We start from the raw sequence: 14598 nt of genomic DNA on the forward strand, positions 1-14598 counted from the left end.
CCATGTCCGAGCCCCCGAACACGATCGACGAATTGCTTGATCACGCAGTGCAAGCAATCAACACCGGCGACCGTATGACCGCCAGTGCGCTGGCCGAGCAGGTGCTCACCATCGACGGGGACAATCAAGACGCCGAAGACCTGCTCGCCTCACCGGCGGTAGGCGGTGACGTACTTCGGCGGATGACAATACTTTTCGCCGATGTCGTGGATTCGACGGCGCTGTCCACCCGGATCGAGCCGGAAACCTACCGCACAGTGATCGGCCGCTACCGCCAGCAGGTCAACGCTGTTATCGACCGCTACGAGGGCCACGTATCCTCCACCAAGGGTGACGGGCTGCTCGCGGTGTTCGGACATCCCAAAGCGCACGAGAACGACGTGCGGCGCGCGGTGCAGGCCGGTCTGGACATCACCCGGGACGTGGCCGCGCTCAGCGAGCGAGTGCGATCGCGGTTCGGCTTCGACATCTCGGTCCGGGTGGGCGTGCACCGAGGTCTGGTCTATCTCGACGTAGCCCAAGACGACGTTTACGGGCTGGGCGCCAATCTGGCCGCCCGGGTCGCCGGTTTGGCTCCGCCGGGTTGCGTCGTGGTGTCCGCGGCGATCGCACCGCTGGTGGCCGGGCACTTCGAGCTCGATGCTCAGGCAGCCCAACCGGTCAAAGGCATCGACGAGCCGGTCGAACATTATCGCGTTATCGAGGAGCGCATCGGCCGGACTCGCACCCCGCTGCGTCCTCTGGTCGGCCGCGACCTCGAACTGGCACGCCTGCAGGATGCCTGGAATCAGGCCAAACAAGGCACGCTGACCGTTCCCGGGGTCTGCTTCAGTGGTGAGGCCGGCATGGGCAAGAGCCGGTTGGCTACCGCCGCAGCGGATCTGGCCGAGCAGGCCGGCAGACCGGCCCTCGCCCTGATCGGATCACCGTTTCAGGCCGACGCAGGTCTCTACCCGATCCGCGCCTTGCTGGAGCAACGGTGCGGGATCGAGCGGACCACCGCCCCGGCCGCCCGGATGCGACTACTCGAAGATGAGTTGCAGGCGCGGGGTTTTGAGCCGGCTGCCGCCGTCCCGCTATTGGCGCCGGTGTTGGGCATCGCGGCCGAGCACGGTTATCAACCAGTGCAGGCCGAGGGCACCAAGCTCTACCAGCAGATCATCGAGGCCATCGTCGGGTACCTGCATGCCTGTGCCGGTTCGGGTCCGGCGGTGGTACTGGCCGAGGACCTGCAGTGGTTCGATGCGTCGACACTCGACGTCATCGCGGCGCTACTCGGGGCCAACACCGGCAGGCTGCTCGTGGTTCTCACCGCGCGCGAGACGCGCCCGCTTCCCACCATAGCGGCGCACATCGAGGTGTTCGACCTCGCTCCGTTGACCCCGCAAGAGACCGACCAGCTGATCGCTACGTTGGATCCGGCATTGTCCGGTGACGAGCGGGCCGAGGTGAAGCGCCGCTGCGACGGTGTACCGCTATACATCGAGGAAGTGGTTGCCAAGTTCCACGAGCAGCCCACCGACGCAGCCGGGTGGGCGCGGGCGCCCGACGCGCTCTACGAGCCGCTGTTCTCACGGCTTCGGGCCAGCGACACCACCATTCAGGTCGTCGAGGCCGCCGCCACCATCGGCCGCGAATTTGACCGCGCCATCCTGGCCAGTGTCGTCGAGATGACCGAGACCGGCCTCGACGAAGCCATCCAGGCCTTGGCGGGCGCGCGCGTCTTCCTCCCGGCGGCCAAGGACCGCTGGCGCTTTCGTCACGAGTTGCTCCGTGAAGTCGCCTACGAGCTGCCACCTCCCAGCGTGCGCCGCACCCTGCACGGCCGGGCCGCTGACGCGATCGTCGCCACGTCGGACAACCCCGACTGGCACCTGGTGGCGCTGCACTATGAACACGCGCAACGCTTTGACGCAGCTGCCGACGCCCACCGACGGGCAGCATCCGATGCCCGGCTTCGAGGCGCCATCAACGAGGCCCGCGCTAACCTGACCCGCGCCATCAGCCAGATCGAACGGGCGACACCCGCCCCGGTCCGTGACGGATGCGAGACCAACCTTCGCCTGGAACGTGCGTTTCTCACCACGGCGGTGAACGGACCCCTGTATCCCGAGGTCTCTGCAGATCTCGAGCGTTGCCTGCAGCTTGCCAACACCAGCCTGCGCGAGGAGGACCGTTCGGCAACCCTGGCCACCCTCTGGGCCTACTACCTGACGCGAGGCGACCTCCGCCGATGCCTGCAACTCGCCAAGTCGAGCCGATTGGCCGGACAGAGCTGGTTTCGGTCCGCGTACGGCACCGCCGCATTGTTCGGCGGAGATTTCAACAACGCACGCTCGGCTCTGGAACTGGTCGCAGGCGTGCTCGCCGCCACCAACATCGACTATGAATCGGTGTATTACATCCCCTGTGACCCGATCACCTCGGTGCATACACATCTGGCGCTGACCCGCTTCGTCCAGGGTGATCTCGCCGGCGCCGAAGACCAGCTGGCTGCGACGGTGCGTCGGGTGGCCCGTCTCGGTTTCCCGCAGGGCCCTTTCAGCCTTGGCTACCAACGGTTCTACCAGATCTGGATGGCCATCGAGACCGGGCAACTGGACCTCGCCACCGACATCGCCGACGAATCCGCGGTGCAGGTGGAGCGTCATGGCTTCGAGTACGCGGCGATGTTGGTAGCCATCCAACGGGCCACCATCCGCGCCGTGTCGGCGCTATCTGTCTGCGGAGGCCATCCGGGCGCGTTACAGCCTCACATCGACGCAATGTCAAGGATCGTCGAACAATTCGGCGAAACCGAATGGAACATCTTCGCCAGCTTCTACCACGCGGTCCTCGCGCGGCTGTTGATCGCCGCGGGCCGGACACAACCGGCACGCGAAAGCCTCACCGCGGCGCTGCAAGCGGCTGACGACACCGGCGTGAACTTCTACCGCGCGGAGCTGTTTCGGTTACGCGCGCAGACTCTCGACGATGCCGATGCGCACGAGGCTGACCTGTGCGAGGCAATCTCGACGGCGCGTGCGCAGGGCGCGACGATCTTCGAATTACGTGCCGCGATGGACGACGTCGAAATGCGCGGCGAAACCGCAACTGGAGCACTGCAAGACGCGATCAACCGGCTTCCGGTCGACAGTGCCTGGCCGGAGCTCAGCCGGGCGCGGGCGCTGATCAGGTGAGCCGAACCGGAGGCGGCGTCGCCATCCTGGGCGGCGGCATGGCCGGATTGAGCGCCGCGTGGCGGCTGAGTGAACCCGGTTGGCGTGACCGCTTCGACTCCATCACCGTCTACCAGCGCGGCTGGCGACTTGGCGGCAAGGCCGCGTCCAGCCGAGGCCCGCACGGACGTGTGGAGGAGCACGGACTGCATGTTTGGCTGGGCTGCTACCAGAACGCCTTCCGGCTGCTTCGCGAGTGTTACGCCGAACTCGACCGGGCCACAACCGATCCGATGGCGCCGTTGGCCACCTGGGACCAGGCGTTGATTCCGGCGGACAACGTCGGGGTCGCCGATAAGTTCGGCGACGACTGGCTGACCTGGCTGGCCACCTTCACCGCCAACGACGGTCTGCCTGGCGAGCCGGGCAGTACCGGGCGCGAGATGACGGTGATCGAGTTCACCCGCCGGGCAGTCCAACTGGTATGTGACTTCGCCCAGTCGCAGCGCGCGACCGCATCGACCGGATTAACGTTGTCCACCTCCCCCGATCCGCCGCGGAACGCGAGATTGAGCGAGACGATCGTTGACGCCGCCCTCGCTGTCGTGGCCGTACTGGCCGAACCTCGGGCGACGCATCTCACGGTTCCCCAACTGATCGACGATGCCCTGCTGGCCGTGCGAGCGGCACTCGACTACGACCATCGGCCCGACCACAGGCGTTACTGGCTCCTGCTGTCGATGATGACCGCCGTGATCCGCGGCGTCCTGGCCGACAATCTGGTCACCGACCCCCGGGGTTTCCGGTCGATCAACGACGAAGACTTCATCGCCTGGCTGCTGCGGCACGGGGCACATCCCGACGTCGGTGATTTCGCGCTGGTCCGGGGCCTGTACGACCTTGTCTTCGGCTATGCGGACGCGGATCCGCAGCGGCCGGCGTTCGGGGCGGGTCTCGCCGTCCTCATGACCGGTTCGGCGCTCTTCAGTCACCAGGGCGCGATCTTCTGGAAGATGACCGCCGGGATGGGCGATGTCGTCATAGCTCCGCTGTATCAGGCGTTGCGGCAACGCGGTGTCGAGTTCGAGTTCTTCCACCGCCTCGATGCGCTGCACCTCGACGACCGGCGGCAGGCGGTCGATGCGGTCACGCTGGCCCGGCAGGTGTGCCTCGCAGACGACCGCACCCACTATGAGCCGCTGACCACGGTGCGCGGACTGCCGGTGTTTCCCAGCAGCCCGCTGACCGACCAACTGTCCGCACCCGATCAGATCCCAACCGGCGGTTGGCATGCGCTGGAAACGCATTGGTCGGACCACACCGACGTCGAGCCCCGGGTGCTGCGCCGCGGCGTCGACTTCGAACACGTCGTCCTGGCCGTATCCCTGGGCATGCTGTCGGAGGTCGCCGCAGAACTGATCCAAGACCGGCCGGAGTGGGGGCGAATGACCGCGCAGGTGCGCACCGTCGCCACCCAGGCCTTCCAGATCTGGTTGCGCCCGGACGAACCGACCCTGGGCTGGCACGATCCAGGCGTGACGCTCAGTGCCTACGTCCCCCCATTCGAGACGTGGGCCTCCATGCCACAGACGCTGTGGGCCGAGGACTGGCCCGAACACGACCGCCCCGGCACAGTGGCCTACTTCTGCGGCACCCTGGACGCGGCATGGCCCACCGACGAGTCCGGCCCCGGTTATCTGCACCGCCATCAGCAGCGGGTACGGCGGCAGGCCGTCGACCACCTCGACCATCACCTGTATCGGTTCTTTCCCAACGCCGTCAGCGAAGCGGGGTTCGACTGGCACCTGCTCAGTGGAGTCAACGGCGAACGCGGCGGTGCGGCGCTGAACACCCAACACGTCAGCGTCAACGTCGATCCCTCCGACCGGTACGTGCAGTCCATTCCCGGCACCGACCGTTACCGACTGCGCGCCGACGAAAGCGGTTACGACAACCTGGTTCTGGCCGGCGATTGGACCGATTCAGGAATCAACGCCGGGTGTATCGAGGCGGCTGTCATGTCAGGGCTGCAGGCCGCGAACGCCGTCGCGGGTCGCCACCGCTTTCACCGCATCGGCGGTTGGTATCTGCCCTGAATGTCAGCCGTTGGGCACTTTCGCAGCGATCTGACCAGCGATGACCACCGCGGTGTCCTTGGGATCCGCACTGCAGGTGTTGACGTCGATCACGACGTTGTTGGCCACGGTCAGCGCCCGCCCGCAGGCCCAGCTCACGTCGTTGCCCGCATTTTCTTGGGTCGCGACGGTACTCAGCATGCCGTCGACGTTGACGATCGGACCGGCGGTCCAGATGGTGCCGCTCTGCAGATGGCTGTACTCGTGGCAGGCCGGCCATTGCCGGGCGGCAGTGGCGAAGAACGCGGCGGCCTGCTTGGCCGACGGGAACGCGACGACGGCCTGTTCGGCGAAGTGCTCGAAATCGTCGCCCTCGCTGAGCGCCTGTTCGCGCACGCCGGAGTAGCCGCTGCCGGCGTATACCGGCTCCTGAGCCGCGCCGTCGATGGCCAGACACTCTTGAGGTTGCATGGTGGCGCTGTCGTCCGAGAGGGCGAAGTGGGTGCGGGTGACGGCCATATCGGTCGCCTCCATGATCGAGTTGACCTGCTCGGGGGCGAGTAACAGAGCGCGCAGACCGTCCTCGGCGATAGGCGCGGCCGTCATGGTGGTGGCGGGCACCGTCGAGGTGGGGTTCGGCAGGACCTTGAGTTCGTGACTCCCACAGCCGGCAGACACCGCAGCGCCCGCGGCAACAAGCACCCATGCAGCAGAAACCCGCATACGATCACCCCGACATCCCCGACCCGGATCGGTACGCCAGTCATCAGCGCTGCCGATCAGCTCCCGGTCGCCACCCTAGCGCCGTCCGGGAAGCTTCGCCGGTGGCGCCGGTTCGTTGGCTCTCGACGTTTACGCCGTAAGCCCCGACGGGTATGCCGCACCAAGGCCGCTGCGCAGGAGCCACGCGAGCGCGCCAGTGATCCCACCAGCGATAGGGGGCCCAGTGTTGCTACGGAAGATCGCGCGTCCACTGCTCGCGGCAGCGTTTATCGGTCAAGGCGTGGAGGCCCTGCGCCGGCCGCAGCAAGCCGGGCAGGCGGCCCGTCCAGCGCTCGACGGACTCAAGCAGTTGCCCGGCGAGATAGCGGCCAAGGTGCCGTCCGACGTCGAAGCATTCGCCAAGGCCAACGCGCTGGCGCAGGTCGGCGGCGGCGTCTTGCTGGCAACCGGCAAGCTGCCACGCATTTCCGCCGCAGTACTGGCGTGCACGGTCATCCCGGGCAGCGCCGGAGCGCACATGTTCTGGACGGAGCCCGACCCGCAACGCAGGGCTGAACAACGCAAAGCGTTCTTGACCGACGTCAGCCTGATCGGCGGGTTGATGATCGCGGCCGCCGACACCGGGGGAAGACCTTCACTGGGCTGGCGGGCCCGGCGCGCGTATCGTCGAGCAGCCGACGCCTTGCCCACCACCTCCGGCGACGCCGCGCTGGAGACGGTCGGCGAAAAGGTCAGCGCGGGCTTGCAGGCCGGCGTGGAACACGGTCGCGAACTCGCCGAGCTGGTGGGCGAAAAGGCCGGACCGTTACTGGAGTCGGCCGGCGAACGGGGAGCTCAGCTCGCGGAAGTCGCCGCCGACCGCGGAACCGAACTGGCGCAGGCGGCCCGCGAAGGCGCGACCACACTCGCGGACAGCGCCCGCCGCCGTATTCGCTCGCACCACTGGTAGGCCGTCACGCGGGGCCGGCTAGCACCCGCCGGCGCAGCTCGGCCACCAGATCCCCGCGCTCCCCTATTCTGACCCGACTCAATCCGAGCCAGGACGCCATCGACCACAGTTCGGTGGCCAGTGCCTGCGCCACCCGTTCGCGCGACTGTCCCACTTCGGCGAACGCCCCGACGACGTGCAGTGCACCCTGTTGCCGATCGGCCTTGAGGTCCACCCGGCCGACCAGTTGCCCGTCCAGCAGGAATGGCCACACGTAGTAGCCGTACTGGCGTTTCGGCGCCGGGGTATAGATCTCGATGCGATAAAAGAAGTCGAACAACCGCTGCACCCGCGGCCGGAAGAAGATCAGCGGATCGAACGGGCACAGCAATGCGGTGCCGCGATCGGTTCGCGGAATCGACTGCCCGGCACGCAGATAGGCCGGGGCATCCCAGCCGTCGACGGCGACCGGTTCCAAGTCGCCGGCGGCAACCAACTTCGCGATCGCCGGTTTGACCTGGGCGGCCGACAGCCGGAAGTAGTCCCGCAGGTCGGCCTCGGTGGCAACACCCAGGGCGCCGGCGGCGCGGCGGACCAGCTCGCGGATCGCCTCGTCGTCATCGACCTCGACAGCCAGCACCTGTGGTGGCAGCACGTTCTCGACCAGGTCGTAATGCCGGGCGAACCCGACCCGGGTGGCCGTGGTCAGCACCCCCGAGGCGAACAGCGCCTCGGCCACCCATTTGGTGTCACTGCGGTTCCACCATGTTCCTTTGCCGCGCTTGGGCCCGGCGGCCAGATATGACTCGATCTGCCCGGCGGTGGCCGGCCCGAGCTCAGCGACGGCGGCGGCGATGTCGTCGGCCAGCCGGGGATTGGGTGCAACGTTGCCCCACCGACCGTGGGAATACTGCCGCATTCGCCAGCGCAACAGCGGCCAGTCCTCGACGGCCATCAGCGCCGCCTCGTGCGCCCAGTACTCGACCAACAACCGCGGCGAGCGGGCGCTGTGGCTCCACGCGGCTCGATCCAGCACGGTGCGGTCATAGGGCCCGAGCCGGCTGAACACCGGCGCGTAGTGGGCGCGGACCGCCACCGACACCGAATCGAGCTGCAGTACTTGGATGCGGGAGATCAGCCGTTTCAGGTGCGCCCTGGTGACTGCGGCAGAGGGTTTGGGATCCGTGAATCCCTGTGCGGCAACGGCGATCCGGCGCGCCTGCAAAGCCGTGAGTCCAGCGCCGGACACAGCCATCAACGACGGTAGCTGTGGAACCGGTACCGCAGGCCGCTGTCGCTGGACAACCACGGCCCCGACGTGCCATGCCATGACTCGTCCAGTACCGGCGCCACGGCGTCCGCGTCCTGTCGCGGCAGGTCGACGTCGACCTCGGTCACTTCGCACCGGGTGGCCAGCGGCAGCGCCAGCGTATAGATCTGACCGCCGCCGATCACCCAGGTTTCGGCATTCGTCAAGGCAGCGTCGAGCGTGGCAACCACCTCGGCACCCGCGGCCTGGTAGTCCGGGTCGCGAGTCACCACCAGGTTGGTGCGCCCCGGCAGCGGCCGCACGCTGGCCGGCAGGGATTCCCAGGTCAGCCGGCCCATCACCACCCGGTGGCCCAGGGTGAGTTTCTTGAAGTGGGCTTGGTCTTCCGGCAGCCGCCACGGAATCCCGCCGGCACGCCCGATAACACCGCTGGTGGACTGCGCCCAGATCAGAGCAAGCGAGCTCATACCGCGACGGGCGCCTTGATCGCCGGGTGCGGGTCGTAGCCGCGGATCTCGACGTCCTCGTAGGTGTAGTCGAAGATCGAGTCACGCGGCGCCAGAACCAATTGCGGATACGGGCGCGGATCGCGACTCAGTTGTTCGGTGACCTGATCGACGTGATTGTCATAGATGTGGCAGTCGCCGCCGGTCCAGATGAACTCCCCGACGCCCAGCCCAGCCTGCGCGGCCATCATGTGGGTCAGCAGCGCATAGCTGGCGATGTTGAATGGCACGCCGAGGAACAGGTCGGCACTGCGCTGATAGAGCTGGCAGGACAGCTTGCCGTCGGCGACATAGAACTGGAACAGCGCGTGACAGGGGGCCAGCGCCATCTCGCCGATCTCGCCGACGTTCCATGCCGAGACGATGATCCGGCGCGAATCCGGGTCGGTGCGCAGCAAGTGCAGCGCAGCAGAGATCTGATCTACGTGCTCACCCGCCGGCGTCGGCCACGACCGCCACTGCACTCCGTAGACCGGACCGAGATCTCCTGTCTCAGAAGCCCATTCATCCCAGATCGTGACACCGTGTTCGTTGAGCCAAGCGATGTTGGAGTCACCGCGCAGAAACCACAGCAGCTCGTAGATCACCGACTTGAGGTGCACCTTCTTGGTGGTGATCAGCGGGAATCCGGCGGCCAGGTCATAGCGCAACTGGTGGCCGAACAGGCTGCGGGTGCCGGTGCCGGTACGGTCCGCCTTCGGGGTTCCCTCGGCCAAAACCAGCCGCAACAGGTCCTCGTAGGGCGTGGGAATCGGCACGCCGCCCAGCTTACGACGCGGATAGCGGAGTACAACGGAGGCCATGCCCACGATCACCGACACCATCACCACGCCCGACGGGGACTGCCCCGTTCGCCTGTTCACTCCGGAGGGCTCCGGGCCCTGGCCCGGCGTGGTCATGTATCCCGACGCCGGCGGAGTCCGGGCGGCCTTCGACGAGATGGCCGCTGAACTGGCCGGCTACGGCTACGCCGTGCTGCTTCCCGATGTGTACTACCGGCACCCCGGCTGGGCGCCGTTCGATATGGCGACGGTGTTCGCAGACGCCAAGGAGCGCGGCCGGTTGTTCTCGATGATCGGCGACGTGACCCCGGACCGGATGACCACTGACGCGCGGGCGTTCTTCGACTATCTGGCCGGCCGGCCCGAAGTCCGTGGAGAGAAGTTCGGCGTGTGCGGCTACTGCATGGGTGGACGTACGTCGGTCGTCGTCGCCGGACGCGTGCCCGACCGGGTGGCGGCGGCGGCGTCGTTCCACGGCGGCGGTCTGGTCACCGACTCCGCGGACAGCCCCCACCTGCTGGCCGATCAGATGACGGCCGCCGTCTATGTGGCCGGCGCCGAGAACGACGCGTCGTTCACGAAGGCGCACGCCGCAACCCTGGACGAGGCGCTCAGCGCCGCGGGCGTCGCACACACCGTCGAGTTCTATCCGGCCGCGCACGGTTTCGCGGTGCCCGACAACGCGCCCTATGACGCCGACGCCGCAGCCCGGCACTGGGCGGCGATGCGCGACGTGTTCGGCGGCACACTCCAAGCCGGTTAGACGTCCACGAGTTCGGCGTCCTTGGTCTCCTGCATCGCCAGCAGCGCCATGAAGGAGCACGCGGCCGCAATGGACAGATAGCCGCCCACCCAGGCGACGCCGTAGCTGGTGGCCAGCCAGGTGGTGATGAACGGCGCCACCGCCGCCCCGAGAATGCTCGCCGCGTTGTAGGCGACACCCGAACCGGTGTAGCGGACATTGGTCGGGAACAGCTCAGGTAGCACCGCACTCATCGGCCCGAACGCCAAGCCCATCAAGGTCATCCCGATGATCAGGAAAGCCAGCGTCACGCCGACGGAGGCAGTCGGCTTCAGGAATACGCCGAAGGTGGTTCCGTACACCATGATTCCGGCGGTGAAGAACAATAGCAGCGGGCGTCGGCCGAAGTGGTCGGCGAGCCTGCCGACGATCGGCAGCACCGCCACGAAGAACAGCACGGCAATCAATTGCAGTCCGAGGAATTCGGCGTAGCCGTAGCCCAGCCCGACGCCCTCGGGCGGACGCTTCGCCGTGCCGTAGCTCAGGCTCCAGGTCGTCACGGTGTAGAAGAGCGTGTAGGGCACCACCATCACCAGCGTGCCGATGACCAGCCGGCGCCAGCTGCCCCGCAATAGCGCCGCGATCGGGGCGTTCACCGGCGCACGGGCGGCCTTCGCCTGGGCGAAGACCGGGGTTTCGGTAAGGCGCAGCCGGACATACAGTCCGACGGCCACCATCACGGCACTCAGCAGGAACGGAATGCGCCAGCCCCAGGTGAGAAATGGCCCGGTCCCGTCCGCGCCGGCAGTGGACTGTCCCAACCACGTGAACAGGATCAGGAAGATCGTGGTGGCCAGCAGGTAGCCCAGGGGCGCACCCAGTTGCGGCCAGATTCCCGCCGTCGCCCGGCGGCCCGGTTTGGCGGTTTCGGTGGCCAGCAGCGCAGCACCGCTCCATTCGCCGCCGAGCGCCAAGCCCTGGCAGAACCGCAGGGCGGCCAGCAGCACCGGGGCGAGCAGACCGATGTGGTGGTAGGTGGGCAGCACGCCGATCAGGAACGTGGCGACACCCATGAGCAGCAGGGAGGCCACCAGGGTGGATTTGCGGCCCAGCCGATCACCGAAGTGGCCGAACAGGATCGACCCCACGGGTCGGGCCACGAAAGCCAGGCCGAAGGTCGCCAACGAGGCCAGCAGCGCCGCAGTGGGATTGCCCTTCGGGAAGAACAGATGCGGGAAGACGGTGACCGCGGCGGCCGCATAGACGTAGAAGTCATAGAACTCGATCGTGGTCCCGACCATTGCCGCCACCGCGATCCTGCGACGCGGGACACCGCCGACAAGGTCGGCCCCGCCGGCGGCGACGCCGGCGCGATACGACGTGCTCATCTCAGATCCCCGCCTCGTCGGCGACCTCACGCGCCTTGTCCACCAAGGCGTCGATCCACGCGGTGATCGGGGTGCCGGCGGCGGCCTTGTTCGCCGGGTTATCCAGCACCCGCCGCACGATGCCCTCGGCGATGATGGCGACCTTCCACAGCCCGAGCGCATGCCAGTACTGCAGTGTCGCCGCGTCGCGCCCGGTCTCTTCCAGATAGACCCGGGCCAGCTCTGCCCGGTCCGGGAAGCCCTCCAGGGTGCTGATGACGAATTCCCCGGCGATGTGCTCTTCGCCGACCTGCGGCCAGTACGCCAGCAGGCTGCCCATGTCGGCCAACGGGTCGCCGAGCGTGGACAACTCCCAATCCAGCACCGCGATCACGTCGCCACTGTCGGGTGAGGTGATCACGTTGCGTAGGTGAAAGTCCCCGTGCACCAGGGTCAACTCCTGCTGTGGCGGGACGGCGGCAGTCAGGCGCTGAGTCAGGTCATCGAGTGCGGGCAGTTCTCGCGTCTTGGACTTCTCCCACTGCCCGGCCCAGCGTTTGAGCTGACGCTCGGCATACGGCTTGTGGCTGGCCAGATCACCGAGACCCACCGCGGTGATGTCGACCGCGTGAATCTTTGCCAGGGTCTTGGGCATCGACAGGCCGATCCGCCTGCGTCGCTCGGGAGACAGGGACTGCGCCACCGACATCCGGTCCGCCACCACCCCATCGACGAACTCCATCAGCAGCAGCGGCGTGCCTTCTGGATCTCGAGTCAGTCCGTACACCCGCGGGGTGGGGACGTCGGTGTCACCCAGCGCCGCAAGAATCCGCGCTTCCCGGGCCACATCATGGGCCGAGGCGAGCAGTTTTCCCAGCGGCGGTCGGCGCAGCACCCAACTGTGACCGGCGTCGTCGGACACCCGGTAAGTCAGGTTGGACTGTCCGATTCCGATCCGTTCGAAGCTCAGCGGCCCGCTCGCCGGCAGGCCCAGTTCGGTGATCCAGGCTGTCGCAGCCGCCGGGTCGATCCCCAGTGGCTCGTCAGCCACCGAGACCTCCCCGGAATCCGGTTGCGTCACCCAGGATCTGGCCACCATCCATGACCAGAGTCTGCCCGGTGATCCAGCTCGCCGCATCAGATGCCAGGAACAACACCGCGTCGGCCACGTCCACCGGTTCACCGATCCGGCCCAGCGGGATCGCGCCCGACAGGCCCTGCTCGTGTTCCTTCCACAGCACCTCGGCCAGCTTGGTGCGCACCACGCCCGGACAGATCGCGTTGACCCGGATGCCCGGAGACAGTTCCAGCGCAAGCTGTTTGGTGACGTGGATCAACGCGGCCTTGGTGGCGTTGTAGAGGCCCATCAGCGGCGCGAAACTCATCCCGCCGATCGAGGCCGTGTTCACCACCACACCGCTGTGCCCGTCTCGTTCCCCCAGCCCGGCCTTTACCGCGCAGGACGTCCACAGCAGCGGCCCCCACAGGTTGATGTCGAAGATCTTGGCGAACCGGGCGTGGTCCTGGTCGATCAGGGGCCCGAACGCCGGATTGGTGCCGGCGTTGTTGACCAGGATGTCGATGCTGCCGAACCGTTCCAGGGTGGCGTCGACACAGCGTTGGGCGGCGTCGTCGTCGGCGACGTGGGCGGCCACGCCCAGTGCGTTGCCGTTGACCTGGGCCGCCGCCGCGTCGGCACTCTCCTGGTCGCGTGAGGTCAGGACCACGTTGGCGCCTGCTTCGGCCAGCCGTTGCCCGATCGCCAGCCCGATCCCTCGCGACCCGCCGGTGATGATCGCGGTGCGCCCCGCGAAATCTTGTGTCGTCATCGGGCGTCCTCGCGGTACTTGCGCAGCTCCTGGCGGGCGATGGCACGCTTGTGCACCTCGTCGGGGCCGTCGGCGAGCCGCAGGGTGCGCAGGTGGGCCCAGAAGCCGGCCAGCGGGAAGTCCTCGGTTACTCCGCCGGCGCCGTGCACCTGGATGGCCCGGTCGACGATCTTGAGTGCGATGTTGGGCGCTGCGACCTTAATCGCCGCGATCTCGACCTGCGCCGCCTTGTTGCCGACGGTGTCCATCAAGTACGCGGTCTTGAGCGTCAGCAGCCGGATCATCTCGATGTCGATGCGCGCCTCGGCGATCCAGTCGCGGATGTTGGCGTTGTCTGAGACCGGCCGGCCGAAGGCGATCCGGGACTGTGCCCGCTTGCACAGCAGCTCCAGGGCCCGCTCGGCCATGCCGATGGCCCGCATGCAGTGATGGATGCGGCCGGGGCCGAGCCGGGCCTGGGCGATCGCAAACCCCTCACCCTCGCCCTTGAGCACGTCCTTGGCCGGTACCCGGACGTCCTTGAAGTCGATCTCGGCGTGGCCCTCGCGGTCCTGGTAACCGAAGACCGGCAGCCCGCGCATGACGGTGACGCCCGGGGCGTCAATGGGGACCACCATCATCGACTGCTGCCGGTGGGTGGCGGTGTTCGGGTCGGTCTTGCCCATCACGATCATCACCTTGCAGTTCTGGTGCAAGGCGTTGGAGGCGAACCACTTCCGGCCGTTCAGCACATAGCCGTCACCGTCGCGCACCATCGACAGCTGGACGTTGGTGGCATCCGAGCTGGCCACCTGCGGTTCGGTCATCGCGAAGGCCGACCGAATGGTGCCTTCCAGCAGTGGTTTGAGGTATTTCTCCTTGTGTTCGTCACTGCCGAACAGCGTGAACACCTCCATGTTGCCGGTGTCGGGGGCGTTACAGTTGGTCGCTTCCGGAGCCAGATGCGGAACGCGGCCCATGATCTCGGCCAGCGGCGCGTATTCGAGGTTGGTCAGGCCGGGCCCCCATTCCGGATGGGGATGAAACAGGTTCCACAGGCCGCGTTTACGCGCCTCTGCCTTGAGCTCCTCCAGGACCGGGGGCTGAAAGTGCGGGTTGCCGGATTCGGCCATCTGCGTCTCGTACACAGCCTCGGCCGGATAGACGCACTCGTCCATGAATTCCAGCAGATCGGTCTGGTATTTCTTTGCGCGATCGGATATTTCAAACAGGGACATA

At 67.2% G+C, this 14598-nt stretch carries 12 protein-coding genes; 4 read left to right on the forward strand and 8 right to left on the reverse strand.

What is annotated here, in order from left to right; genetic code table 11:
• Positions 1 to 2 precede the first annotated feature (2 nt).
• Positions 3 to 3179, forward strand: coding sequence for an ATP-binding protein (locus MJO54_RS14370; RefSeq protein WP_240175105.1), 3177 nt, complete (start codon positions 3 to 5; stop codon positions 3177 to 3179).
• Complete coding sequence (locus MJO54_RS14375) at positions 3176 to 5254, forward strand: FAD-dependent oxidoreductase (RefSeq protein ID WP_259602745.1); 2079 nt, start codon at positions 3176 to 3178, stop codon at positions 5252 to 5254. The genes MJO54_RS14370 and MJO54_RS14375 overlap by 4 nt, the downstream gene beginning before the upstream one ends.
• A 3-nt stretch (positions 5255 to 5257) precedes the next feature.
• Here MJO54_RS14375 and MJO54_RS14380 read toward each other — a convergent pair whose 3' ends face one another.
• Positions 5258 to 5956, reverse strand: coding sequence for a sensor domain-containing protein (locus MJO54_RS14380; protein ID WP_046283573.1), 699 nt, complete (start codon positions 5954 to 5956; stop codon positions 5258 to 5260).
• Between the two features lie 223 nt (positions 5957 to 6179).
• Here MJO54_RS14380 and MJO54_RS14385 point away from each other — a divergent pair, with 223 nt between their 5' ends.
• Positions 6180 to 6905: a DoxX family protein gene (locus MJO54_RS14385; protein WP_240175106.1), complete on the forward strand. Its 726-nt coding sequence runs from the start codon at positions 6180 to 6182 to the stop codon at positions 6903 to 6905.
• Positions 6906 to 6909: 4 nt separating this feature from the next.
• On the opposite strand, the gene MJO54_RS14390 is transcribed toward MJO54_RS14385, so the two are convergent.
• From MJO54_RS14390 to MJO54_RS14400, 3 genes are read right to left on the reverse strand one after another with little or no spacing between them, the layout of a single operon-like run.
• A complete protein-coding gene (locus MJO54_RS14390) occupies positions 6910 to 8139 on the reverse strand; it encodes a winged helix-turn-helix domain-containing protein (RefSeq protein ID WP_240175107.1) in 1230 nt (409 codons plus the stop codon).
• Positions 8139 to 8621, reverse strand: a complete 483-nt coding sequence (locus MJO54_RS14395) for a dihydrofolate reductase (RefSeq protein WP_240175108.1) — start codon at positions 8619 to 8621, stop codon at positions 8139 to 8141. The genes MJO54_RS14390 and MJO54_RS14395 overlap by 1 nt, the downstream gene beginning before the upstream one ends.
• A complete protein-coding gene (locus tag MJO54_RS14400) occupies positions 8618 to 9418 on the reverse strand; it encodes a thymidylate synthase (RefSeq protein WP_046283587.1) in 801 nt (266 codons plus the stop codon). The genes MJO54_RS14395 and MJO54_RS14400 overlap by 4 nt, the downstream gene beginning before the upstream one ends.
• Before the next feature lie 43 nt (positions 9419 to 9461).
• Here MJO54_RS14400 and MJO54_RS14405 point away from each other — a divergent pair, with 43 nt between their 5' ends.
• A complete protein-coding gene (locus MJO54_RS14405) occupies positions 9462 to 10205 on the forward strand; it encodes an alpha/beta fold hydrolase (protein ID WP_064889048.1) in 744 nt (247 codons plus the stop codon).
• Here MJO54_RS14405 and MJO54_RS14410 read toward each other — a convergent pair.
• Genes MJO54_RS14410 through MJO54_RS14425 form a run of 4 tightly spaced genes read right to left on the reverse strand, consistent with a single transcriptional unit; the run spans position 10202 to position 14597 of the window.
• Positions 10202 to 11572, reverse strand: a complete 1371-nt coding sequence (locus MJO54_RS14410) for an MFS transporter (RefSeq protein ID WP_240175109.1) — start codon at positions 11570 to 11572, stop codon at positions 10202 to 10204. The genes MJO54_RS14405 and MJO54_RS14410 overlap by 4 nt on opposite strands.
• A gap of 1 nt (position 11573) precedes the next feature.
• Positions 11574 to 12602, reverse strand: a complete 1029-nt coding sequence (locus MJO54_RS14415; RefSeq protein WP_233428589.1) for a phosphotransferase family protein — start codon at positions 12600 to 12602, stop codon at positions 11574 to 11576.
• Positions 12595 to 13380: an SDR family oxidoreductase gene (locus MJO54_RS14420; RefSeq protein WP_064889050.1), complete on the reverse strand. Its 786-nt coding sequence runs from the start codon at positions 13378 to 13380 to the stop codon at positions 12595 to 12597. The genes MJO54_RS14415 and MJO54_RS14420 overlap by 8 nt, the downstream gene beginning before the upstream one ends.
• Positions 13377 to 14597, reverse strand: coding sequence for an acyl-CoA dehydrogenase family protein (locus MJO54_RS14425; RefSeq protein ID WP_240175110.1), 1221 nt, complete (start codon positions 14595 to 14597; stop codon positions 13377 to 13379). Before MJO54_RS14425 ends, MJO54_RS14420 begins: the two co-directional genes overlap by 4 nt.
• Position 14598: the final 1 nt, after the last annotated feature.

Source organism: Mycolicibacter virginiensis (assembly GCF_022374935.2).
In the GTDB taxonomy this organism is placed as follows: Bacteria; Actinomycetota; Actinomycetes; order Mycobacteriales; family Mycobacteriaceae; genus Mycobacterium; species Mycobacterium virginiense.